We start from the raw sequence: 25,276 nt of genomic DNA on the forward strand, positions 1-25,276 counted from the left end.
AAACAAGCGCATTATTATCCGATAATGCGCTTTTATTTTTTCAGTTGGTTTTTAAATTATGCGAATAGCATTAGGCGTTGAATACGACGGTTCAGCATATTACGGTTGGCAACGACAAAAAGACGTAATTTCAGTACAAGCTGTTTTAGAAAAAGCACTGTCTAAGCTCGCCAATGAACCAATTACGGTGCAGTGTGCTGGGCGAACTGATACTGGCGTTCATGGCACTGGCCAAGTCGTTCACTTTGATACCACGGCGATTCGAGATGACCGCGGTTGGACATTAGGTGTTAATGCCATGCTGCCTGACAGCATCGCCATCCGCTGGGTAAAACAAGTCCCTGATGAGTTTCATGCCCGCTTTAGTGCCTTTAACCGTCGCTATCGTTACATCATTAGTAATGGGCTGTTACGTCCCGCTATCTTACGCAGTGGTCTGAGCCATTATTATGATCCCCTTGACGAAACGCTGATGGCCCAAGCTGGGCAACACTTTGTCGGAGAACATGACTTTACGTCCTATCGCGCACTACATTGTCAGGCGCACTCGCCAGTTAGAGAAATCAAACATCTAACAATAGAGCGCATTGGTCAGTACATTGTGGTCGATATAAAGGCAAATGGCTTCCTACATCATATGGTACGAAATATTGTTGGCACGTTAATAAAGGTGGGCGAAGGCAGTTTGCCAACTAATGCGCCGATTGAGTTATTAGGCCTAAAGGACCGTGCTCTTGCTCCACCAATGGCAAAAGCTGGTGGCCTGTACTTGGTGGAAGTTGAATATCCAGCGTCATTTGAATTACCGACGCCTGCGGTTGGTCCATTATTTTTCAATTAGTGTAGAGAAGTCAGACTATTCATCTAGATATCTTGAACGATCGCCGCAAAATCCTCACCAACTCACAAGGGTAAGACCAGTTATTTATGTCATTTACCCTTGAGAATATGGTTTAATGTCGCCATATTTAGAACTTAACTAACCTTTTGTAAATTTTCTTTTAAACGACGCCGTCTAAAAATGTCATAGTTTAAAGAAAAGTGTCGATAAATATTCAAAAATTGTAATGATTTGTTGCTATCAAGCAATAATGAGTTATTTTTATTATGTTTGAGTATTCAACAGTGTAAGTTAAGTCAATGATGTAATGGTGGTTGAAAATTGTTGATTTAATAATCTCGACCACATATCAAGTATTTTATGAATTATTGAATTTCACGGATCTTTTATGAGCTGGATAGAAAAAATTGAAAAGATGTTGCCTTCAGGCATCGCAAGTCAACGTAAGCACAACATTCCAGAAGGTGTTTGGAGCCACTGTAGTGATTGTGGTCAAATTATTTACAGTGTTGAATTAGAACGTAATTTACACGTTTGTCCTAAATGTGATCACCATATGCGCATTAGTGCGCGTAATCGCTTACTGGCGTTTTTAGATCAAGATTCTACAACCGAATTAGGGACAGAGTACGAACCACAAGATTTACTGAAGTTTAAAGATACGAAAAAGTATAAAGATCGAATCAATTCAGCACAAAAATCATCAAATGAAAAAGATGCAATGGTAGCAATGGAGGGAACCCTTAAAGGGATGCCTGTTGCTGCATGTTCTTTTGAGTTTGGTTTCATGGGCGGCTCAATGGCGTCTGTGGTTGGTGCACGTTTTGTTGCTGCTGCGCAAGTTGCACTCGATAAAAATGTGCCATTAGTGTGTTTCTCAGCGTCTGGCGGTGCTCGTATGCAAGAAGCATTAATGTCATTAATGCAAATGGCAAAAACTAGCGCAATCTTACATCGTCTAAGTGAACGCGGCATTCCTTATATTTCTGTACTAACGGATCCGACAATGGGTGGTGTTTCTGCGAGTCTAGCAATGTTAGGCGACATTAATATTGGTGAACCAAAAGCGTTAATCGGTTTCGCTGGCCCACGTGTTATTGAACAGACTGTTCGTGAAACACTTCCTGAAGGATTTCAACGCAGTGAATTTTTGCTTGAGAAGGGCGCAATTGATATGATTGTCGACCGTCGAGAAATGCGAAATACAATTGCGCGTTTATTAGCCAAGATGACTGACCAACCTGCGATTCAACAAGAAGTGAATTAATGGTTATTATTCAATCTGGCGATAATATCTAGCGTTGGAATGAATAATGAATCAAAGCTTTAATCCTAACAGCCAATCCCTCAATGATTGGCTGTCTTATTTAGAATCTATACACCCTCAAGAAATCGAAATGGGACTAGAACGTGTTAGAAACGTTGCCCGTCGATTAAATCTATTGAACGACCTTAATAACGTTATTCTAGTGGGCGGCACCAACGGCAAAGGTTCTACCTGTGCTTTTATAGAACAGCTCATATTAGCAGCGGGTCACACCACGGGTGTCTTTAGCTCCCCACATCTCATTAGATATAATGAACGTGTCCGTATTAATCATCAAGAGTTACCAGACAATGCACACATTGAGGCACTTCGAGCTATTGAGACTGCTCGTGGTGATATCGCACTGACCTATTTTGAAGTTAACACGTTAACCGCACTTTATTTGATGAAAAAAGCAAATGTTGATTACGTCATATTAGAAGTGGGATTAGGTGGTCGTTTAGATTCTACCAATATCGTCGATGCTGATTTGGCTGTCATAACGTCTATTGATTTAGATCACCAAGGCTGGCTTGGTGATACACGGGAACAAGTGGCGTTTGAGAAAGCAGGTATTTTTAGAGCAAACCAACGGGTAATTTGTGGTGAACCCAATCCACCGCAACCGTTATTAGATAAGGCGCGTGAACTTGCCTGCAATATCTCTTTTAAAGGCCTCGATTTTGGGTTTAATACACATCATGATGAATGGCAGTTTACTGGCGTCAAATCACGTTATGATGATCTTGCCTATACCAAGTTACCAATGACTAATGCCGCAACAGCACTAGCAGCATTTGAGGCATTAGGGTTAGAGTTGCCTGAAGCTAAAATTAAGGCGGTTATTAAAGAAACTAGCTTAAAAGGGCGGTTACAACAAGTCGCTAAGGAACCGGCTGTGTATCTTGATGTGGCCCATAATCCTGAAGCAGGGCGCTATTTAGCCGCGTGGATTCCCCGTCAAAGAGCCAACAAAGTGCATGTCGTTTGTGCCATGTTGGGTGACAAAGACAGTGCGTCGACATTGTCGGTCATTAAGCCGTTAGCAGACAGTTGGTATCTTGCCGGACTTGATTGCGACCGTGGCGCTAGTGCGCCGCAATTATTTGAATCGCTTGGTTTAGAAACAGCTCATCAATTTGAGCATGTTGTATCAGCATTGGATGCAGCCAAAAAAGAAGCTAACAAAGACGATCTGATTGTTGTATTCGGTTCATTTTTCACTGTTGCAGCTATTTTGGAAAACAATAACTTAGTTGAATTAACGTAGAAGTTTCGTTTAAATTATTCTATAGTTTGCTGCTATAGAAATCGTTTTGGATTTAAGGGTTTAAAGTGAGTGATCAAATTAAAAATCGCGTGGTAGGTGCAGTGGTACTTTTTGCATTGGCGATTATTTTTTTACCAAAGATTTTTGATGGTGAAAAAGAGTCGCAACGCCAAGCGTTTGTGAAAATCCCGACGAAACCGACACATCAACAGCCAGATGTCAGTAAAATTGAGTTGTCAAAGCCGCCAGTCGATATCAAACAAAATGACAAAGTTGTTCAAGAAAATAGCGCAGAAGCTCACTCTACCGTTCAAGCGGTGAAAGATGCGGCTAAAACTAATGAACGTGATGATATCGTTACTAAGTCTGCCCATAAGGAAGTCACTAAATCTACTATTGCTGCACCGATTAAAGCGAAAGGCTGGGTGATTCGAATGGGGAGCTTTGGTAATCCAAGCAATGTGAATACGCTCCTTAAAAATCTACGAAAGAAAGGCTTCACGGCGTATAGCGTCCCTGCAGTCCCTAGAGCTGGTGTGACCAATAAAGTGTATGTTGGGCCTGAACTAGACAAGAAAAAGTTGCAATCACTGCAGCCTAAGCTTAAAAAAGCATTTAAAGAATCGGGTGTCATTGAAAAATACAACCCGATTAATTAATAGAAAATGGCCGTTGCTTGCAACGGCTTTTTTATGACGCAATACAATCTCCTGATACTATTTGATATAAAAACTCAAAACCTGACACAGGGTACAATTTCTTAATTTAACAAATAAAAACAATGCTTTAAGTACGATGCTAATAAACCGATTAGCTAATGTTTAAGCAAATGACCGAAAAGAGGAAACTTATGCTAGGAATTTCTAATAATCTTGGTAAAATTCGCGCAAATTTGCAATGGGAGTCACATAAATGAAGATGATTTGGATTGATTATGCGATATTGATCATCATTAGTTTATCGACCCTTATTAGTTTAACTCGTGGCTTTGTTAAAGAAGCATTATCACTAGTTATCTGGGTAGCTGCATTTTTTATTGCCAGTAGATTTTACGCGGACCTAGCCGCATTTTTAACACAGATCGATGATCCCATGGTTAAAAATGCGAGTGCTGTTGTGGCATTGTTTATTTCAACCTTGATCATTGGCGCTATTACAAATTACGTCATTGGTCAGCTTGTTGTAAAAACAGGCCTATCCGGAACAGATCGTGTATTAGGCCTTTGTTTCGGTGCACTTCGCGGTGTATTGATTGTTGCTGCTATCCTCTTTGCAATTGATTCATTTACAACGCTGTCTAATTCAGATTGGTGGAGAGATTCGCTGTTAATTCCTGAATTTGGTGCGGTTATCGAATGGTTCTTCGAGTTTATTAAGCAAAACTCAAGTTTTATCAAACAACAAGTGTAACTAACTCAACGTAGTTGAGAGGGGAAATTTTTATGTGTGGTGTCGTTGGTATTGTTGCCTATAGTCCAGTAAATCAAGCACTTTATGATGCATTAACAGTGCTTCAGCACCGTGGGCAAGATGCGGCGGGTGTTTGTACGGTTGACCAAGGAAATTTTCGACTGCGTAAAGCAAATGGTTTAGTCCGTGATGTGTTTGAAGAAAAACACATGAAGCGACTACAGGGAACTAGCGGGATTGGCCATGTACGCTATCCGACCGCTGGTACCTCGACATCGGCAGAAGCACAGCCTTTTTATGTTAACTCACCGTTTGGTATTTCGTTAGCGCATAATGGTAATTTGACTAATTCAGTTGCGCTGCAAGAGTATTTATTTAAAGTCGCACGTCGCCATATCAATACTAATTCTGATTCTGAGATTTTACTTAATGTACTTGCTCATGAGTTGTCGTTAAGTTCAGAAATGACCCTAACACCGAAAGAAATTTTTGACGGTGTTGCTCGTTCCATTGCGTTGTTACAGGGTGCATATGCCGCTGTTGCACTGGTAATTGGTCACGGAATGATTGCGTTTCGCGACCCGTATGGCATTCGTCCGTTGGTCCTTGGTCAACGTGAAGAAGAAGGCAAGACAGAATACATGGTCGCGTCTGAAAATGTTGCACTTGATGCAATTGGTTTTAGTTTTGTTCGCGATGTTGAACCAGGTGAAGCCGTTTATGTTGATGAAAATGGCCATTTGCACACACAACAATGCGCGGCTAATCCACAATATGCACCTTGTATTTTCGAGTATGTCTATTTTGCTCGTCCAGATTCATTCATTGATAAAATTTCTGTCTATCAAGCTCGACTCAATATGGGTAAAAAGCTGGGACAGAAGATAGCACATCAATGGGAAGACTTAGATATTGATGTTGTTATTCCAATTCCTGAAACATCATGTGATATTGCGCTCGAGATTGCCGGTGAATTAAACATTCCTTATCGTCAGGGTTTCGTTAAAAATCGTTATATAGGCCGTACCTTCATTATGCCTGGTCAGAAGATGCGTCGTAAATCTGTACGTCGTAAACTTAACGCGATCAAGAGTGAGTTCAAAGGCAAAAACGTGCTGCTTGTTGATGATTCAATTGTGCGCGGAACCACCTCTGAACAAATTATTGATATGGCTCGCGAAGCTGGTGCAAATAAAGTGTACTTTGCGTCAGCTGCACCTGAAATTAGATTCCCGAATGTGTACGGTATTGATATGCCATCAGTGACAGAGTTGATTGCGCATGGCCGCGAAGTCGATGAAATTGCAGAGCAGATCGGTGCCGATGATTTAATCTACCAAGATATTGATGATTTAATCGCTGCTGTTCGTGAAGAGAATCCTGACATTGAAGGTTTTGAAACGTCGGTATTTAACGGTCGTTATGTGACAGGTGATATCAGTCAAGCATACTTGGATGAAATTACCTGCCTTAGAAACGATGGCGCGAAAGCAGACACCGAAGCTAAAGCAGAAATTTCGAATATCGATTTACACAACGAATCAAATTAGTTTATAGCTCGTCCTTCTATGAGAAGCAGCGCCCGTTTTGGCCGCTGCTTTTTTACGTCTTAATGAAAGCATATCGACGTTAAGTTAGTACAATTTTGACACGGTAATTACGCTGGGCTCAAACCAATAGCTATTCATTAAGAAACAAGATTATATGATTTATTTAGTTAGGGTATTCTGCTGGAATGAAAAAGCCATCGTCAGTTAACTGACGATGGCTTTTAAGAACACCGCTGGACAACGAATGTTATTTTAATGCATCTTGATAACTGTCGAATTGTGCATTGAGTTCGGTGCTATTAATCGACTTGAGTTTACTAACAACGACACCAGCAACGAAGGCAAAAATAAACCCTGGCACGATTTCATATAGATCGAACAATCCGCCTTCGAGGTTTTTCCAAATAATGACGGTTAATGCTCCGACGATAATTGAAGAGATAGCGCCAAATTTATTGTAGTTTTTCCAATACAAGGCCAACAATATCATCGGCCCAAACGCTGCGCCGAAGCCTGCCCACGCATAGCTCACTAAACCTAAAACATTAGATTTAGGATCGAGTGAGATGAGTAGGGCGATGACAGCGATACTAACAACGGCGATACGGCCAACGAGCATTAATTCTTTGTCACTTGCTTTTGGATTAATAAACGGTCGGTATAAATCTTCACTAATGACACTTGAGCTTACCAGTAATTGTGAATCTACAGTGCTCATGATAGCGGAGAGGATAGCGGCGATTAGGAGTCCGGACACCCAAGGGTTGAATGCGACCTTACTTAAGAATATAAAGACTGTTTCTGGATTGTCTAATGGCTTAACTGCAAAATAGGCGGCTCCGACAAGGCCAGTTGCTAGTGCGCCAAATAGCGCTAGTATCATCCAGCTCATTGCTATGTTACGTGACACACCTACGTCGCTTGGCTTAGCAATCGCCATAAATCGCACGAGAATATGCGGTTGACCAAAATAACCTAATCCCCAAGCAAGTAAGGAAATTAAACCAATAACGCCAGTCGTTGGCGATATATCGAACATTGAAGCGGGAAGGGCTGAGGTCATTGCTTCACTGCCGCCAACTTCAACATACATTGCAGCCGGGACAATAATTAATGCAATTAACATTAAGATCCCTTGGAAGAAGTCTGTCCAACTAACCGCAAAGAAACCGCCAACAAAGGTATATGACACGATGATAAGTGTGCCAATCAGCAGTGCCCAGAAATAGTCGAGACCGAATACTTTTTCAAATAATATTGCGCCGCCCACTAATCCTGACGCGGTATAGAATGTAAAAAAGACTAATATCGCAATTGCTGCAACAGTTTTTAACATTCCAGCGTCTCCAAAGCGGTTTGCTAAAAAATCCGGTAGGGTTTGTGCATCGCCCGCTATTTCTGTGTAAACGCGCAGTCGTTTGGCGACAAACTGCCAGTTAAGGGCTGCACCAACAACTAAGCCGATCCCAATCCATACTTCACTAACGCCACTGACGTAAATAGCACCCGGTAGGCCGAGTAATAACCAGCCGGACATATCAGAGGCGCCGACACTTAAGGCGGCAACTGCAGGGCTTAAACTGCGTCCACCTAAAATATAATCACTGTGGTTGTTGGTTTTTTTGTAAGCATATAGGCCGAGCATAAGCATGCAGCCAAGATAGAAAATAAACGTGATGAGAATTGGGAGTTCAATGTTCATTAGTTATTCTTATTATTGTTATGGTTAAAACAAAAACACCGAAGTAAAGACTTCGGTGTTGCTGAAAATCACGTAACATTGTATCGCATTAGGCGAAAATTGAAACTAAATCTCCCAAACTAACTGGCTTTCCATATTAGACTTAAAGCTATTGATGTCTGTGTTCTTTGGACCAACAATGACTAAATAACCGTCTTCTAATTCTGTAATCGTGCCATTAAATTCTTCATTACCGAAATTTTCCTTAATCTCGTCAAACTTTAGTGACTTTGGCACTAAAAAGACATTAACTTTGTGCGTTTGATTTTGATAAACCAAATGCGCGCTGGCAACCCCTTCAAAGTCACAATGACTTGACCATAAAATATCATCAACGTTGGTCAACTTTGCGCCATAGACTGAAAGTTGTTGATTAACACGTAGCAATGACGGGTTAGTGTCTGTAGCACCTGCAAATGGTAAACCATGTTCTGTATGGCTTAACGCATGATCCATTAAGTTGTGATTATAATGGTTGTTACCACTCAACATAAACATACTGACCGCCATCACAGCAAATGATGCCGCGATTGCAAAGTAGGGTTTAAAGCGGTTAATTTGGCGCTTTGGCAAAGTGGTTACACTATCTAGCGCTGGGGTATTACAAACATCAGTAATTGCTTTAAGGTGCTCAGCTGATGGCTCTGGAATATCACTGATAAATTCTTGAAATAATTTATCATTTTCTTTTGCTTCTTTAACAACTTGCGCTAATCCAGGATCCGCCGCAACAGCCTCTAAAAATTCGGCGTCGCTATTATAGGGATCGGCAATTGCTAAATCATAATAACTTAATGGTTTCATGTTTCCACTGTCCTGCTTACTACATTGCTTTTAATAAGCTCTGCGAGTTGTTTCTTTGCTCTAAAGAGTCTGGTCATGACAGTATTTTTGTTTAGTCCTAATTCGGTGGCAATTTCTTCACCGCTATAACCAAACATCGCCTGCATAATCAATGGCTCTTTATAGTCGTCAGCTAACATGTTTATAGCAACATGAAGCTCCTCTTTCTCAATAGATGTTTGTTGCTGTGATTCATCATCATCAGCTACGCTGTAGTCATCTATATCGACTAACGATAACTGTTTACGCTCAAATCTACGCGCGTTTTCTCTACGCAATATAGTAATCAACCAGCCTTTGGCTGCTTTAATATCTTGTAGCTGCTCAATTGAGCGCCACGCCCTTAAAAAAGTCTCTTGAACGATATCTTCAGTCACTTGTTTATCTTTGGTTAACCAATAACCATATCGATATAGATCGGTATGGTACTGGGCAACAAGGGCGTCATATTGCTTTTTTAGTTCGTTATCTCTTTTCAAGACCGCTAACCCTTTTCAAATCTTTCATTATTTCTTAGAAATAATGACATTAATTTTTATATAGTCCATCTAACGATGGTTTAGCTGTCACTTTGTTATTTTTCATAAATGCGACAACACATTGCTTTAGTGCTTTGGTATCGCATTTTTGTGGTTGCTGACTGTATGTATTTTGCGCCAATTGTTGATAATACTCCGCGATATTGGCGGTAATGACAGCTCGATCTGACAGCGTTTTATTAAAATCGTTTTTTAACCACAATGGCAATAATTTCATCACCTTGGTTAGGTCATTGTTATCCAAAGCGGTGATGAGTGTAACATAACTTACACTTTTAATTTCAAGTGATTTTGACTGACGTAATGGCTGTTTTATAACCTGTTGACGCAGTCTGACAATATAAAATAGGGCAATGGTCAACAAGATAAACAAAATAGCCGATACAATGAGCCACAGATAGCTTGGCGGCGTGGTGATAGTTGTTTGTTGCGGCGCAATAGGCAGCGGTTTCGACACGGCAACAGGAGTTGGCTGAATCGGCGTCGCAGACGGTAGAGGGGCATTGTCTGTGACCTCAATCGTTTTAGACGCAATGGTTGCCCACTCTACGCTCTCTGTATTGACGTTAAACCAAGGAATACGCACTTCTGGAATAGTGATACTGCCAGCCTTGCTCGGAATAATAGCTAACTTTTGCACAACTTGTGAAATAAGCGTGTTGCCACTAAATCCTTTCTTAAACAATGGTTTATCGGGGTAGGCCTGTAAATTTATCCCTGTATCTATGTTAATTTCTGGCATCTGTTCAGTTGATACATTCGCGGCGGATAATGTAAGCGTGCGCGTAATTGGCTCCCCAACTTTATAGACATCAGCGCTTGGCCACTCATCTTCGAGCGTAACAATCGGCGAGGCTAGCCATTGGCCCGGAAAATCATTAGGGATAGGTTTGACAATGATTTGTTCATTATCACCCACTAAGGAAATTGGCTTTGAACGGCCATAGCCATACTGACTGATATCACCACGGAAAATCGTTCCTTGTAAATCGAAAGTCCCAGCTTGCGACGGTGTAATACTATAGCGGCGGGTTATTGTTCTGTATCGCTTACCGTCGATAATTTCACTGGCATCTTCATCTTCATTCATTTGCACAACATCACCACCAATCAGGCTTGGTGCTTGCAAGTTGGCGCGTTGAAGGCGTGTACCGATAAATAATTTTATGGTGTAGATAATAGGCTGGCCAATATAAGTGGTTTTTGTGGAAATATCTGTTTCCAATTTCACTTCTTGATTTTCCTCACTAGCTTGTGTTCGTTCTACAATGTTCATGGAAATTGGTTGGCTTGATACCCCATCTGCGCTCAGGGCTGGAATTGTATATTGTCCTGGCGTTCTAGCAATCAGCGCCACACGCCAAGTCGTTTGCTGCGTCATACTGCCATTGAGAATTTGTGTGTTTGTTTGCCCAACGATAAAGTCTTTAAGCAATGGTTTGGTATCCAAAGCATTATTGTTGACGGAATCGTCAGCGACTGCTGTTAGAAAGAATGTCTCACCCGCCATTGCTGGGTTTCTGTCAACACTTACTTTGAGGGTAGTGGTAGCAAATGTTTGACTTGCAAAAAAGCTAAATGCAAGCGTGAGGACTAACAATTTCATTGCATGCTTTAATGTCGCTATTTGCGGCGGGATTAAATGATTCACTTGTTCGTTTACCACTTCTTACGTTCCTTTGTTGTCACTCGTTGATATTGACGTTTTCGTGCCTCGACAGCCATCTTATTCTTTAACAATAAAGAGGGATCATCTGGGATCTTTTTGACTAATTGGTTGAGACGTTGAAGCTGTTCAGGTGTTAAGTTTTCCTCGTTAAACAGCTGCTGCTTTTGCTGGGCTGCTTGCTTTTCTTTCGCTTGCTGCGCTTTTTCTTCGTCAGTTAGTTCTTTTGCTTCTTTCGATTCCTGTGCTTGTTGTTCATCAGACGACTGAGATGATTGTTGCTCGTTCTGTTTACTTTGATCATCAGACTCTTCAGGTTGTCCTTGTTGTGACTGGTTATCACCCGATTGTTGATCTTTGTCCTGACTTTGGCCGTCTTGACCTTCTTGTTGATCTTGATTGTCGGAATTTTGTTGCGATGAGTCTTGGTCTTCACCGTCACCTTGCTGGCCGTCTTGAGATTGCTGTTGCTTAAGTAATCCTTTTATCGCTTCAAGGTTCTCTTTGGCATTGGGGAAATCCGGTTCTTTTTCTATAAGTGACTCTAATCTTTCAATGGCTCCTTCATAGTTCTCCATCTTGGCAAGTGCATTAGCTTGATTAAATAGCCCCTTAGAGGTTGGATCATTCTCAAACGCATGAAGCGCTTGTTCATAGTTACCTTGTTTATAATGAGATGCGCCGCGCCATTGTGGATCATTAAAATCGGCGAGCGCTTTATCATAGTTCTGTTGTTGATAAGCGTCAAAACCACGTTGATTATCGCTCTTCCAAAGCGTGTCCCACCAGTTTTCAGTGGTATCCTTTTGATTGATACTTTTTGCTATCTCTGTGTTCGTGACTAATGCGGACTTTTGTTGGCTAAGCGCTGTCGCGGCAAGGACAGGTTGCGGTAGATAACTCATCACAAGTGATAACCCAATGAGGCTAGCAAGTGCGCCAGGACGAAAGGCAACGAGTGCAAATGGCAGGATAAGTAACACTAAATATGGCCCTATTTCGTGCCACTGATCGCCAAATTGCGTATCTTGAGTTTGCTCGTCAATATCCTCGGCGCTCACCGAACCGGTAATAAAATCAATATCTGACAAATCATGGGTCAAATTACTGTAACGACCAGATAACGTGTTACTGAGATTTCTGAGTATATTGGGCTGTAGTTTAGGAATTACGATGTTTCCATTATCGTCCTTAAGTAACTGGCCGTTTGGCAGTTTTATTGGAGCGCCTTTTGTCGTGCCAACACCTAATATATTTAATGAAAACTGAGTATTTTTCAAAAGTTGGGTAATTTCCCGTGCATCACCTGGTTCAAGTCCATCAGTAATCAGATAGATTTGTCCTTGGCTATATTGTGTTTGGGTTAATAACTCGAGAGCACGTTCGACAGCAATTGCGGGATTTGAACCGTACACTGGCATTATTTGAGGATTGAGCGCAGGCAATAAATTATTAAGGTTTGCGACATCTTGCGTCATAGGACTAATGACAAACGCATCACCGGCATAGGCAACTAAGCCCGTTTCACCTTCACTTAGGCGAAAAATTAAGTCTTTAATTTTAAATTTAGCACGGGTTAAACGATCGGGCGTTAAATCTGTTGAATACATCGATAATGACATATCCGCGATAATAACTTGTGCTTGCTTTACTTTAAACAGTGGTTGTTCAATACGTTCCCATGTTGGGCCGGCAAGTGCGAGCGTTGCGAGTATGGCACATAACGTTGCGACAAGCCCAGATTGATGTCGTTTTGCACCGTCGCCTTCATCAATGAGTAAGCTGGCTAAATGTTTGGGTAATACTTGATGCCACTGGCCTTGTTTCCGTTTCGCGCGAAGCGTGAAATAGACCAGTAATAACAAGGGCACAATAGCGAACAACCAAGCAGGCCGTAGGAAATGAAAATCGATTAACCACTGGCTCATGCTCTGCGCTCCTGAATGAGAGTTTGTAACATCATTAAAACAACCAATATCATCGCGATGGCAAGTGGCCAGAAAAATAAGGCTATTTGTGGACGCATGGTTTCTTCGTTGGCTTCAATTTTTTCAAGTGCATCGAGCTGTTGGTATATTTCTTCTAGCTCGTCACTATCGGTCGCCTTAAAGAATTTACCGTTGGTTGCTAGCGCAATATTCGTTAAAGACGCTTCATCGACTCCTGAACTACGATTGAAGAAACCAAATTGTCGATTGTTGTCACTACCAACGCCTATGGTGTAAATAGTAATATCCTTAGCGATGGCAAGCTCTAGCGCTTGCTCAGGTGTGATTGTTCCGGCTGTGTTTTCGCCGTCAGTGAGCAATACTAAAACACGATTGCTATCTTCTTTGTTATCAAAACGTTTTACTGCAAGGCCAATTGCTTCGCCGATGGCAGTTTGCTGGCCAACTAACCCGAGAAATGATTCGTCTAACAGTGTTTGTACAGTGGTTAAATCAAAAGTAAGCGGCGCTTGAACGTAGGCATTATCAGCAAACAAGATTAAACCAATCCGGTCGCCTTGGCGCTTAGCAATAAAATCCCGCAATACAGACTTAACCATGGTCAGTCTGTCAACGTAACGTCCATTAAGTTTCATATCGTCTTCTTGCATAGACGCTGAAAGATCAACAGCCAAAATAAGCTCTCGAGCCTGTGTTGGTTGGGTAATAGGTTCGCCTATCCACATTGGCTGAGCACTGCTGATGATGAGCAATAGCCAAATAATGCTACTAGCGAAAAGTTTTATAGACGATCTATTAGCGACCGATTCGTTAGCGACTGGAAATCCTTGGTTATTGACAATTTTTAGTGCTGACAGTTGCGGCTGAGGCTTTGGCTTGACCACAAAATACATTAATAAGGGGAGCGGTAGCGCTAAAAAAATCCACGGCAGACTAAATGACAACATTATTCATCTCCCGAAGTGAGTTTTTATTCAATTGTGTCAACCACATATTGGCTATGTAAAGATAATCGCGATGATACTCAGCATGATTTGGACGATACAGGGCTTGATGAATATTGTTCAATGTCTCTTGTTGATTCTCGGTTAGATTACACATTAAAAATTTGGTCCATTGTGCATTTCTCATAGGGCCAATGTCCTGTCGCGTACAATAATAGATTGCGACTTGTTTCAGCAGTTGATTAATGTCATCACATGAGGTGCAGTCAGACAATTTACGCTGAGCTAATCGCTTTATCTTCCAATACTTAAGACGTTTAATAATTGACGTTGTTGTGAAAATTATAGCGATTAGTGATATTGCAATGACGAGCCACCAACCAATAGCAAGTGGCCAAAAACTAGGCTCGACGGGTAAAACAATGTCATGTAATTGTGGACCTTGCGCCGCGGTTGTTTGATTAAAATTATTCACAAAGATTACTCCTCTACCGTCGACGAATTTTTGCTATATCGTTGCTCTAGTTGTGACAGTAATGGTCGTTCCGTTGAAAAGGATAATAAAGGGATCTTTAATTTTTTTAGGATCTGACTGCGATCTTGCATAAGCGTATCTTGATGCGTTGAATAGTCTTGGCGTCGTTGAGTGTTGACGATAAATTCACTACGGTTTTCGCCATCTGTAATCGCCAACGCACCGCTAAGTTGCTCAGGTAATGCCAATTCCATAGGGTCGGTGATCTGACAGCCAATTATTTCGTTATGGCGTGACAATAACTGGAGTTGTTTAACAGCTTTAGGACTCAACTGCGCAAAGTCGGATAACACAAATACTAAACTACCGGGTTTAACTACGCGGCGCAGGCGCAAACAAGCCTGTTCAAATGCTAATGGTTTAGTTTTGTTTTGCTTAAAACTTTCTAAGCCTTGACTGTGAACTTTGACCAGATACTCTATGACAGCAAGCGCACCGTGATGACGGTTTCGCGGTTTCAATTCGCGATGTTCAAAATCATTAAATAACAGGGCACCAATACGATCGCCATTTGCAACAGCGGACCAAGCAATTAACGACGCCAAATGCGCCATCTGAACTGATTTTAGCAGCATTTGAGAGCCGAAATATTGCTGATGGCCAAAATCTACCAATAAAACAACAGGTCGTTCTCGCTCTTCTCGATAAATCTTTGTATGGGTTTTACCAGTGCGAGCGGTAACACGCCAATCGATGGCGCGAATATCATCACCCACTTGATAGTGGCGTGCTTCATCAAACTCCATGCCACGTCCCTTTGTTTTCGCAACGAGGGTACCGGCCATATGAGACTTTATTTGGCTTTTTGCAGACAAGTCGAGCAGGGCGCTGCGCCCGCGATACTCTAATAACTCTTTAACCGAGAGGTTTATGCCATCACAAAACGGTGGAAATTGCTCATTCATGATTATGGTACAGCTACCATGGTCAAAATCTTTTCAACCACCATACTTGGTGTAACGCCTTCTGACTCCGCTTCATAGCTTAAAAGTAGTCGGTGGCGCAGAATGTTTGGCGTGACGCTGATAATATCTTCCGGACTAACAAAATCTCGTCCGTGAAGCCACGCGCGCGCTCGAGCACATCGCTCTAATGCAATTGTTGCTCGTGGGCTTGCACCAAAGGTAATCCAATTGGTCAATTGAGGATCTATTTCTTCAGGTCGACGCGTCGCCATAATAAGTTGTACGATATATTCTTCAAGTTGTGGTGCAAGGTAAATTTCCAAGCAGGCATTACGTGCACTAACGATTTCTTCTTGAGTAAGGTTAGGCGCAGGCACCGCGTCTTTAGCTAATGCTTCATTACGATTGAGTGCCAAAATTTCACGCTCAACTTTAGCGTCAGGGTAGTCTATCGCCACGTGCATTAAGAAGCGGTCAAGTTGTGCTTCTGGTAGTGGATAGGTCCCTTCTTGTTCAATCGGGTTTTGCGTTGCCATGACCAGAAACAGTTCAGGTAATTGATAAGTGGTACGGCCCACGGTAATTTGGCGTTCTGCCATCGCTTCTAGGAGCGCCGATTGTACTTTAGCGGGGGCACGATTAATTTCATCCGCTAGAATGAGATTGTGAAATAGCGGACCTTTTTGAAATTCAAATTCGTGTGTCTCTGGGCGATAAATATCCGTGCCCGTCAAGTCTGCTGGGAGTAAATCAGGGGTAAACTGAACACGGTGAAAATCACCATCTATGCCATCGGCAAGAGATTTTATGGCTCTAGTTTTCGCCAGACCCGGCGGACCTTCCACCAAGATATGCCCATCAGCTAACAAGCAAATCAACATCGAATGAGTAAGTTCTGGTTGTCCCAATATTTGGGTATCAAGATACGATTTTAGCTGTTCAAATTTGTCGATGGCGGTCATGCTATTTTATCTACCTAAGCTACTTTTAAAATGAATGGTCATAGAGATTCTAAATTACGCGCTATATTTACCCCAAATTGACGCCATACGTCAACAGGTTACCAACACGCAATGATGGTCTATTGAGAGTATTTTGTTAAAAAAGTTCCATTATTTAATTGTTTGCTTATTTTATGGTCAAAATGGTGGGAGGGATTTCGAAATGTACACAGAAAATTCGACTTGTCGTGGTCTGACCTCTGAGTTATAGTGAAGCTTGAAATTTTAAATAATCGATTTAATACCCGCTGAGACAAGCAGTTATCCGATTACCATTTTGGAGTCACTAATGAATTCAATGCAAGACCTCACGACTAAAGGCGGTCAGCGCATCGCTATTGTAGATGGTTTACGAACCCCTTTCGCAAAACAAGCGAGTGCTTATCACGGCGTTCCTGCACTAGATCTAGGCAAAACTGTCGTTAATGAATTACTCACGCGAAGTGAGCTAGACCCAACGTTGGTTGATTTACTCGTTTACGGACAAGTTGTGCAAATGCCTGAAGCGCCAAATATTGCACGTGAGATTGTGTTAGGTACCGGTATGAACATCGCCACTGACGCATACAGTGTATCAAGAGCCTGTGCTACTAGTTTTCAATCAGCAGCAAATGTTGCAGAGTCTATTTTATCTGGTACCAGCGATATTGGTATTGCAGGCGGCGCAGATAGTTCATCAGTCCTGCCAATTGGCGTCTCTAAGAAATTAGGGCGTGCACTTGTCGACTTAAATAAAGCACGTACTTTAGGTCAACGGTTAAATATTTTTAAACGTCTTTCTATTAAGGACTTACTCCCTGTTCCGCCAGCCGTTGCAGAATATTCAACCGGGTTATCAATGGGCCAAACGGCTGAACAAATGGCAAAAACGCATAGTATTAGTAGAGCGGATCAAGATGCATTGGCGCATCGTTCTCATACGCTTGCAACTAAGAGCTGGAATGAAGGTTTATTAGACAACGAAGTAATGACAGCACATGTGGCGCCGTATGGTGGGCACATCAGTCAAGATAATACGGTTCGAACGAATTCAGAATTAGCCAGTTACGCTAAATTACGTCCAGTTTTTGATAAGAAACACGGTAGTGTTACAGCGGCTAACTCTACTGCCTTAACGGACGGAGCATCAGCCATCATTATGATGCGTGAAGATAAAGCCAAAGCCCTAGGTTATCAACCACTTGGTTATATAAAAAGTTATGCTTTTGCGGCGATTGATGTGTGGGAAGATATGCTAATGGGACCGTCATTCGCAACACCATTGGCACTTGCCCGGGCGGGTATTGAATTGTCAGATCTCACGCTAATTGAAATGCATGAAGCCTTTGCTGCGCAAGCACTATCTAATATGAAAATGTTTGAGTCTGACTTATTTGCACAGCGTCATCTAGGCCGCGATAAAGCGATTGGGCAAATAGATATGGACAAATTTAATGTATTGGGTGGCTCTTTGGCTTATGGTCATCCTTTTGCTGCGACTGGAACACGCTTAATTACCCAAGTGCTTAATGAATTAAAACGTCGTGGCGGCGGGTTAGGGTTGACGACAGCCTGTGCTGCTGGTGGCCTTGGCGCGGCGATGGTTTTGGAGGTTGAATAATGAGTACATTCACTACAACAATTAATGACGACAATATCGCTATCATCAGCATGGATGTTGTTGGCGAGAAAATGAATACGCTTCGTGCTGAATTTGGCGATGAAATGACATCGGTACTTGATGAGCTTGAGGCAAACTCTTCGTTGAAAGGCGTTGTTGTTATCTCAGGCAAGCCCGATAATTTTATCGCAGGCGCAGACATTACTATGCTCGACAGTTGTAAATCTCGCGATGACGTGCTGGCTATTTCAACGATGGGTCAGCGCATGTTTGACCGCATTGAAAATATGAAAGTACCCGTTGTTGCTGCTATTAATGGTCCATGTTTAGGTGGCGGTCTTGAATTGGCTATGGCGTGTCATGCACGAGTTTGTACCAATGATGCAAAGACAGTATTAGGACTTCCTGAAGTTCAATTAGGATTGTTACCAGGCAGTGGCGGTACGCAGCGATTACCTGCATTGGTCGGCATTGCTAAAGCGCTTGATATGATGTTAACCGGTAAGCAGTTACGTGCTAAAGACGCTAAAAAGGTTGGATTGGTTAGCGATGTCGTACCACCGGTCATTTTACTTGATGTTGCACTGAAACTTGCCGCTCAGCCAATAAGAAAAACTAAGCCTACATTAGATAAAGTTAATGCGTTATTACAAGCCACAAGTGCTGGTCGCAATGTTATGTTTTCACAAGCTGAAAAATCAGTATTAGCGAAAACAAAAGGTCATTATCCTGCGCCGCTCAAGATTATTGATTGTGTTCGTAAAGGACTTAACGACAGTCGACAAGCCGGCCTTGCTATTGAAGCGTCTCATTTCGCAGACTTAGTGATGACAGACGAATCTAAAGCGTTACGCCAGCTATTTTTCGCGACTACGGAAATGAAAAAAGAGACGGGTAGTGATGCGCAACCAGAAAAGGTCAACAAAGCAATGATCTTAGGCGGTGGCTTAATGGGCGGCGGTATCGCAAATGTTACTGCGATTAAAGCCAATATTCCAACACGCATTAAAGATATTTCTCATGAAGGCATCAGCCAAGCACTGAAATACAGTTTCGATTTGTTAGATAAGAAATTCAAACGCCGTTTTATCACGCGTAGTGAACTGCAATCCAAAATGAATAATATCACCGGTACAGTCGATTATCGCGGCGTTAAAGATGTCGATATTGTGGTTGAAGCCGTTTTTGAAGATTTAGAGTTAAAACACCAGATGGTGAAAGATGTTGAGACTCACTGTGGTGAGCATACTATTTTTGCATCGAATACGTCGTCGTTACCTATCGCAATGATTGCTCAGCACGCTGCGCGTCCAGAGAATGTAATCGGCTTACACTACTTTTCGCCGGTCGATAAAATGCCGTTAGTTGAAGTTATTGCGCATGAGAAAACGTCAGCGCAAACTATTGCAACTACGGTAGCCTTTGCAAAGAAACAAGGTAAAACGCCTATTGTTGTTAAAGATGGCGCCGGATTTTACGTGAATCGTATTCTCGCGTTGTATGTCAATGAAGCGGCCAATGTTTTACTGGAAGGTGATTCAATTGAGTCACTGGATAAAGCATTGGTTGAGTTTGGTTTCCCGGTTGGCCCTGTTACCTTACTTGATGAGGTTGGTATTGACGTTGGTTCAAAGATATCGCCAATTTTGGAAGCTGAATTGGGCGATAGATTTAAAGCACCTACTGCTTTTAACGCCTTATTAAATGACGATCGTAAGGGTAAGAAAAACCGTAAAGGGTTTTACCGTTACGACAAAAAAGCGCGCGGTAAGAAGTTAGTTGATGAAAGCGTTTATAAGGTTTTAGGTGTTTCACCAACCAAACAGACTTCGAGCCAAGAAATTGCTCAGCGCTGTGTAATTCAAATGCTTAATGAAGCAACACGTTGTTTGGAAGAGGGCATTATCGAGAATGTTCGCGATGGCGATATTGGAGCCATTTTCGGTATTGGTTTCCCACCGTTCTTAGCGGGTCCATTCAGTTACATCGATAAGTTAGGTGTAAGTACAGTCGTAAGCTTGCTTGAAGGTTATCAAACGCAGCACGGTGAGCGATTTGCGCCATCGAGCCTGTTAATCGAAATGAACGAGAATAACAAAACGTTTTATTAGCAATTGTTATCTATCTATAAAAAGGGGTTACCTGAATCATCAGGTAGCCCCTTTTTTAATTGTGTTCATTATTACTGATTGCAGTGGTAAACATTGCCACTTAATGTAACGTTTGTTTGCTGTGTCCCGCCAAATCATCGCCGTAATTGCCGGTTTGCCCAGCACGTTGGGTGAGTAGATAAACGACGTTGCCGCCCATCGCATTAGCCTTGTTTTGGATGTCATTGCGTGCGCCCGTTTCTAAATCAGCATTGGACGTAAAACCGCCTGTGAAAAAATCACCTTGATTGCCTGTAACATCACCTAAAAACTTGCAATGTTCGCCTGTTGGCTCTGTGTGCGTTAAGCGAATATTGCTCGCTGTTTGTTGCAATGGAATGGCGCTACAGGCTGTTAAAGATAAGATTGCTAATGCTGGAATAAGTGCTTTCATAAGGTAAGTTCCTTGTAATTAATATGGTGACTATTATTCAGGAATTAAGCACGTTAGGTTAGTGAAAAAATTGTTGTAAAAATGTCAGGAATTCTTTGGTTTTCTTACACTTTATAAACAAATTAGGTGGGCGTTTTCCCACCTATAAAGCGCTTTTTCATTTACACAGAAATGTTATTGATTTTCCCAAGGTGCAATAGAATCATTCGCTAAATGATGGTCTCTATAACGTTCAACCCACATGGCGGTTGCGCCGCAAATTGCGACTGGCATGACAATAAAGTTCACGATAGGAATCATTGAAAATAACGTTGTCATAAAACCAAATGAAAGCGCACTGCCGCGATCCTGTTTTAACTGGTCTCTCATTATCGTAAAGCTACGCTTGTGGTTATCAAATGGGTAGTCACAGTATTGGATTGCCATCATCCAAGCGCTAAACAAAAACCATAATATTGGCGCCACAGTTTGGCCAATTAATGGAATAAAGAACAATATCAAGCAGCCTAGTGCTTTAGGAATGTAATAAACCAATTTTGTCCATTCACGACTCAGTGCTCGCGGAATTTCTTTCATTAAATCTGAAAATGAACTCTCAGGGCTAGGTTTTCCGGTGAGATGGCACTCAACTTTCTCACTGAGTAAACCGTTAAAGGGCGCGGCAATCCAGTTAGCGACTGAACTAAAAACAAATGAAAAGACCACCAAAACAATAACAATCGCGATAGGCCACAAAATTACATTGAGCCATGATAACCAATCAGGCAGATAGCCGTTGATGTACGAAAACAGCTCTTCAAGCTGTAAATAAAGATAATAAAACGCGGCACTAAATAACAAAAGATTCACGACTAGCGGAATTATCACAAAGGTTCTTAGGCCTTTTGTTTGAATTAATTCAAACCCTTTAAGAAAGTAGCTGGCACCGCTACGAGATTTATCAAACACGTCAACTCTCTATGAACGAATAATAGTAGGGTGAGTATAGATTGATAAGGCGCTAGAAGGTAGTGAGCTCAGCATAATTTTTTAAAAAACTGTAACAAATTTAATCAAATAGCTTACATAAGGCTGACTTACAAATTGGAGCTGTGCCATAATGGCCTGTCTTAACTTTTATTGCTGTTATTGAATGCGTCTTAAACACCTGAAACTTGCCGGTTTTAAATCTTTTGTTGATCCTACTGTGATTCCTTTCACGCAGTCACTGAGTGCTGTGGTGGGGCCTAATGGTTGTGGAAAATCAAATATAATAGACGCAGTGCGTTGGGTATTAGGCGAATCGAGTGCTAAAAATTTACGTGGCGATGATATGAGTGACGTAATATTTAATGGCTCCAATGCGCGAAAACCTGTGTCAGTAGCAAGTGTTGAATTATTGTTTGATAACACCGACGGACGCGCGCAAGGGCCGTGGCAGCAATTTAGCGAAATATCGATCAAACGGCAGGTTTCGCGCCAAGGTCAGTCAGATTATTTTGTGAACGGCCAAAAGTGCCGTCGTCGTGATATCGCTGATTTACTCAGTGGGACCGGATTGGGCCCGCGAAGTTATTCCATTATCGAGCAAGGTACCATTTCTCGGCTTGTGGAATCAAAGCCCGCTGAGTTACGTGGTTTTATAGAAGACGCCGCTGGGATCAGTAAATATAAAGAACGCAAACGCGACACGCTAAATCGAATCAAAAATAGTCGAGACAATCTAGAGCGCCTCAATGATCTACATCATGAGTTAAAAAGCCAAATTGAATCGTTAGAATCACAAGCAAAGGAAGCGCAAGAATACACCGCGCTCAAAAAGCAAGAACGTATACTGCAAACAGACATTGTAGTGAATCGATGGCAGACCTTTGCAAAACAATTAGAGCAAACTCGTACTGATCTTGAGACTAGCGAACAGCAATTGTTGTTGATTGGCGAAAATGTCACGAAAGTAACCGCGCAAGATACTGCTACCAGCGACCAAATTAAAGTCGTGCGTAAAAACCTTGATGTTGCGAACGAGTCATATCATACGCATCAGACAGAAATCACCCGGCTTAGCCTTAATATTGAGCATCTAATTCAGGCGCAGAGCCAAAGCCAACATCTGTTTGAACAGGTGAAACTTAAACGCGAATCACTGAGTACGCAAATTGCCGAGGCTCTGGAACTTTCATTACAACATGAGCTAGCGTTGAGCACCCAACAACAGGAGCTCGCTCCATTGACTGATAATGTTAATCAGTTAAAAGAAGCGGTAGGTAGCAAGGAAGCACTCTTAGAAACGATTGAAAGTAAGTTATTTACTATTGGCAACGAACGTCAGCAAAATATTGCGAAAGAACAGCTATTTAGCCAGCGTGTAGATGCACTTAATAGCCAGCGCATGAAGACAAGTAGTCAAATAGAGCTGCTTGATAAAAAACGAGTTTCTCTCGCGAAGCAACAACAGACACTTGATCCCGTCGCTCGTGATGAGAGTTATCAATTAGCCAAACATCAACTACTGCAATGTGAAGCAAATTTACAGGACTTAGAAGCTAAAGCCAGCTCACTGCATGAGTTTTTGTCACAAAATCAGCACGAAATATATCAGGCGGAGCAAAAGATTGCGTTGTTGGGGCAGGAAAAAACCACCACTGCGCAGCAGCTAAATGCCAAAACGAAAAATGAAGATGAAAGCGTCAATAATTATTTTTCTTCCAACAAGCAATTATGGCAGGGGATTACGATAGCGCCAAAATGGCAACTGGCTTGCGACATCATTATCGGGGACGACGCTGGTGCCTATTTAGTTGATAGTTATGACGAAAAAGCGCCTAGCCAATCCCATACACAACTTTGGTCAGTTCAAGAAAACTTGTCTTTATCACCCTCATCAATCGTCCATCATATAACAAGTAATGATGCTAAAACTAACGCTATTGTTCGGCGGTATTTAGGTCAGATCTTATGTGCTGATGATAAAGAACACGCGTTAGACATGCTCAGTGATTTAACCGTCAATCAAATGATAATTACGCCTGCGGGTGAGATATTTAAGGACGGTGGTTTCTGGCAAAAGGACAGTTCAAAAAATGTTGATGGTATAATGCAACTGCAACAACGGCTACAAGAGTTGACCCATCAACTTGAGCAACAGAATCACCACCTGCAACATTATCAATCACTGGTGGATAAAACCTCCCTTAATATTGAACAGTTAACGCCAGAAATAACGCAAGCGACAGCGGCAAGACAATCACACATTGATAGTGTGACCATGTGTAAACAGCAATGGCTGTTAGAACAACAACAATGGGAACATATCGCCACCAACTTAGCGGAAGTGAGCCAACAAGTTGATGACTTACAACGCAGTGATGTGATTGACGCTGATGCAATCAGTAGTATTAAGAATACGCAAGAAGAGGTCCTAGCTAAGCGGCAGTATAGTGACAATCAACTCGATGCGCTAAAGCAAGAAAAACAGCTGGAGAAACAACAAACTAAACGGTTACAAAGCAAACTTGAATTAGTGATGGCGCAAACGCATCAGGGAGAACTGGCACTTCAAAAACTTGAAATGCAACTCATTAACGAACAACAGCAGATTGCACAATATCAGCAAACACAGACGCAGCTAAATAATGAGTACCAGCAACTCAAACAAAAATTAACTGAAAATAATGCGCCTTTAGCGGAAAAACAAAGTCAATTGACACAGCGAAAACAAACGCAAAATAATCTCAATAATCAGCGTAGCCAATTCCAAGAACAATTGGTGACTTTGGAAAAAGATCGTGTAAACCAAAGCGACTTGTTAATCCATGCAAACGAGAAAAAGTCTTTGCAGCACAAGGCGATTGAACAACTACGTTTGAAAGTAGAAACGCTGAAAGTGAAACTCCAATCACAGCGTCACAATACACCGTTAAGCGAAAGAGAGATGGCTGAGCGTGCACTGGAAATAGCCGATGCTGTTGATTCAAAACTGTGGCCAGCTGAACTCGATAATATCCGCGATAAATTAGCCAATATGGGGGCGATTAATTTAACGGCTATTGAACAGTATAACGAACAAAAGCAGCGTTTTGATGAACTTACTAATCAAACGGACGATCTCGAACAAGGATTGCAAACCCTTGAAAAAGCGATTAAAAAGATTGATCGTCAAAGTAGAGAGAAGTTTAAGCATACGTTCAATAGCGTGAATCAAGACTTTCAGCGGTTGTTTCCAAAGGTCTTTGGCGGAGGGAGTGCACAACTTACCTTAACAGACAGTGATTTATTAGTTGCTGGGGTAAGTATCATGGCTCAACCGCCCGGTAAGAAAAATAGTACAATTCATCTGTTAAGTGGTGGCGAAAAAGCGCTAACCGCATTATCATTGGTGTTTTCAATTTTTCAGCTTAATCCAGCACCGTTTTGTATGCTTGATGAAGTTGATGCACCGTTAGACGATGCAAACGTTGACCGTTATTGTAATTTGGTTAACGAGATGTCTGAGAAAGTGCAATTTATTTATATTACACATAATAAAGTCTCTATGGAGATGGCCAACCAATTGACCGGCGTAACAATGCAAGAAGCAGGCGTTTCACGTATTGTTGCCGTTGATGTTGATGAGGCTGTTTCTATGGTACAACAATAAAATAAAAGAGTGGTTGA

20 protein-coding genes are annotated in these 25,276 nt (G+C 41.9%); 9 read left to right on the plus strand and 11 right to left on the minus strand.

Going from position 1 to position 25,276, the window contains the following annotated elements; all coding sequences use genetic code 11:
- Positions 1-58: 58 nt before the first annotated feature.
- The 6 genes from truA (at position 59) to purF (ending at position 6,377) form a co-directional block, all read left to right on the plus strand.
- Positions 59-841, plus strand: a complete 783-nt coding sequence (truA, locus tag ACMAZF_RS08935; RefSeq protein ID WP_435277007.1) for a tRNA pseudouridine(38-40) synthase TruA — start codon at positions 59-61, stop codon at positions 839-841.
- A gap of 388 nt (positions 842-1,229) precedes the next feature.
- On the plus strand, positions 1,230-2,108 hold the full coding sequence (accD, locus tag ACMAZF_RS08940; protein ID WP_435277008.1) for an acetyl-CoA carboxylase, carboxyltransferase subunit beta: 879 nt from the start codon (positions 1,230-1,232) through the stop codon (positions 2,106-2,108).
- A 46-nt stretch (positions 2,109-2,154) separates the two neighbouring features.
- A complete protein-coding gene (gene folC / locus ACMAZF_RS08945; RefSeq protein ID WP_435277009.1) occupies positions 2,155-3,417 on the plus strand; it encodes a bifunctional tetrahydrofolate synthase/dihydrofolate synthase in 1,263 nt (420 codons plus the stop codon).
- Positions 3,418-3,482: 65 nt separating this feature from the next.
- On the plus strand, positions 3,483-4,076 hold the full coding sequence (locus ACMAZF_RS08950; RefSeq protein WP_435277010.1) for an SPOR domain-containing protein: 594 nt from the start codon (positions 3,483-3,485) through the stop codon (positions 4,074-4,076).
- Between the two features lie 259 nt (positions 4,077-4,335).
- Positions 4,336-4,827 (plus strand): CvpA family protein, encoded by a 492-nt coding sequence (locus ACMAZF_RS08955; RefSeq protein WP_435277215.1) that lies wholly within the window; start codon positions 4,336-4,338, stop codon positions 4,825-4,827.
- A gap of 32 nt (positions 4,828-4,859) precedes the next feature.
- A complete protein-coding gene (purF, locus tag ACMAZF_RS08960; RefSeq protein ID WP_435277011.1) occupies positions 4,860-6,377 on the plus strand; it encodes an amidophosphoribosyltransferase in 1,518 nt (505 codons plus the stop codon).
- A gap of 247 nt (positions 6,378-6,624) precedes the next feature.
- On the opposite strand, the gene putP is transcribed toward purF, so the two are convergent.
- The 9 genes from putP to ACMAZF_RS09005 form a co-directional block, all read right to left on the minus strand.
- Entirely contained in the window at positions 6,625-8,079 is a 1,455-nt protein-coding gene (putP, locus tag ACMAZF_RS08965) for a sodium/proline symporter PutP (RefSeq protein WP_435277012.1), read from the minus strand.
- 105 nt (positions 8,080-8,184) lie between these two features.
- The gene (locus ACMAZF_RS08970) at positions 8,185-8,922 is read right to left on the minus strand and encodes a DUF3379 family protein (RefSeq protein ID WP_435277013.1); all 738 of its coding nucleotides are present in this window, start codon (positions 8,920-8,922) and stop codon (positions 8,185-8,187) included.
- Positions 8,919-9,440 (minus strand): sigma-70 family RNA polymerase sigma factor, encoded by a 522-nt coding sequence (locus ACMAZF_RS08975; RefSeq protein ID WP_435277014.1) that lies wholly within the window; start codon positions 9,438-9,440, stop codon positions 8,919-8,921. The genes ACMAZF_RS08970 and ACMAZF_RS08975 overlap by 4 nt, the downstream gene beginning before the upstream one ends.
- 49 nt (positions 9,441-9,489) lie before the next feature.
- Positions 9,490-11,166: a BatD family protein gene (locus ACMAZF_RS08980; RefSeq protein WP_435277015.1), complete on the minus strand. Its 1,677-nt coding sequence runs from the start codon at positions 11,164-11,166 to the stop codon at positions 9,490-9,492.
- On the minus strand, positions 11,160-13,094 hold the full coding sequence (locus ACMAZF_RS08985) for a vWA domain-containing protein (RefSeq protein ID WP_435277016.1): 1,935 nt from the start codon (positions 13,092-13,094) through the stop codon (positions 11,160-11,162). Before ACMAZF_RS08985 ends, ACMAZF_RS08980 begins: the two co-directional genes overlap by 7 nt.
- Positions 13,091-14,062 carry a vWA domain-containing protein gene (locus ACMAZF_RS08990; protein WP_435277017.1) on the minus strand — a complete coding sequence of 324 codons (972 nt, stop codon included), beginning with the start codon at positions 14,060-14,062 and terminating at the stop codon, positions 13,091-13,093. Before ACMAZF_RS08990 ends, ACMAZF_RS08985 begins: the two co-directional genes overlap by 4 nt.
- Complete coding sequence (locus ACMAZF_RS08995; RefSeq protein WP_435277018.1) at positions 14,049-14,534, minus strand: DUF4381 domain-containing protein; 486 nt, start codon at positions 14,532-14,534, stop codon at positions 14,049-14,051. The genes ACMAZF_RS08990 and ACMAZF_RS08995 overlap by 14 nt, the downstream gene beginning before the upstream one ends.
- Positions 14,535-14,539: 5 nt before the next feature.
- Entirely contained in the window at positions 14,540-15,499 is a 960-nt protein-coding gene (locus tag ACMAZF_RS09000) for a DUF58 domain-containing protein (RefSeq protein WP_435277019.1), read from the minus strand.
- A 2-nt stretch (positions 15,500-15,501) separates the two neighbouring features.
- Complete coding sequence (locus tag ACMAZF_RS09005) at positions 15,502-16,461, minus strand: AAA family ATPase (RefSeq protein ID WP_435277020.1); 960 nt, start codon at positions 16,459-16,461, stop codon at positions 15,502-15,504.
- Positions 16,462-16,789: 328 nt separating this feature from the next.
- Between ACMAZF_RS09005 and fadI the strand changes: the two genes are divergently transcribed.
- On the plus strand, positions 16,790-18,100 hold the full coding sequence (gene fadI, locus ACMAZF_RS09010; RefSeq protein ID WP_435277021.1) for an acetyl-CoA C-acyltransferase FadI: 1,311 nt from the start codon (positions 16,790-16,792) through the stop codon (positions 18,098-18,100).
- The gene (fadJ, locus tag ACMAZF_RS09015) at positions 18,097-20,211 is read left to right on the plus strand and encodes a fatty acid oxidation complex subunit alpha FadJ (RefSeq protein WP_435277216.1); all 2,115 of its coding nucleotides are present in this window, start codon (positions 18,097-18,099) and stop codon (positions 20,209-20,211) included. The genes fadI and fadJ overlap by 4 nt, the downstream gene beginning before the upstream one ends.
- Before the next feature lie 100 nt (positions 20,212-20,311).
- Here fadJ and ACMAZF_RS09020 read toward each other — a convergent pair whose 3' ends face one another.
- Together ACMAZF_RS09020 and cysZ are read right to left on the minus strand one after the other, a co-directional pair.
- Positions 20,312-20,644: a DUF4156 domain-containing protein gene (locus tag ACMAZF_RS09020; RefSeq protein ID WP_435277022.1), complete on the minus strand. Its 333-nt coding sequence runs from the start codon at positions 20,642-20,644 to the stop codon at positions 20,312-20,314.
- Positions 20,645-20,818: 174 nt separating this feature from the next.
- The gene (gene cysZ, locus ACMAZF_RS09025) at positions 20,819-21,592 is read right to left on the minus strand and encodes a sulfate transporter CysZ (RefSeq protein WP_435277023.1); all 774 of its coding nucleotides are present in this window, start codon (positions 21,590-21,592) and stop codon (positions 20,819-20,821) included.
- Positions 21,593-21,776: 184 nt separating this feature from the next.
- Here cysZ and smc point away from each other — a divergent pair, with 184 nt between their 5' ends.
- On the plus strand, positions 21,777-25,259 hold the full coding sequence (gene smc, locus ACMAZF_RS09030) for a chromosome segregation protein SMC (RefSeq protein WP_435277024.1): 3,483 nt from the start codon (positions 21,777-21,779) through the stop codon (positions 25,257-25,259).
- Positions 25,260-25,276: the final 17 nt, after the last annotated feature.

The organism is Psychrobium sp. nBUS_13 (assembly GCF_051201665.1).
Taxonomy (GTDB): Bacteria; Pseudomonadota; Gammaproteobacteria; order Enterobacterales; family Psychrobiaceae; genus Psychrobium.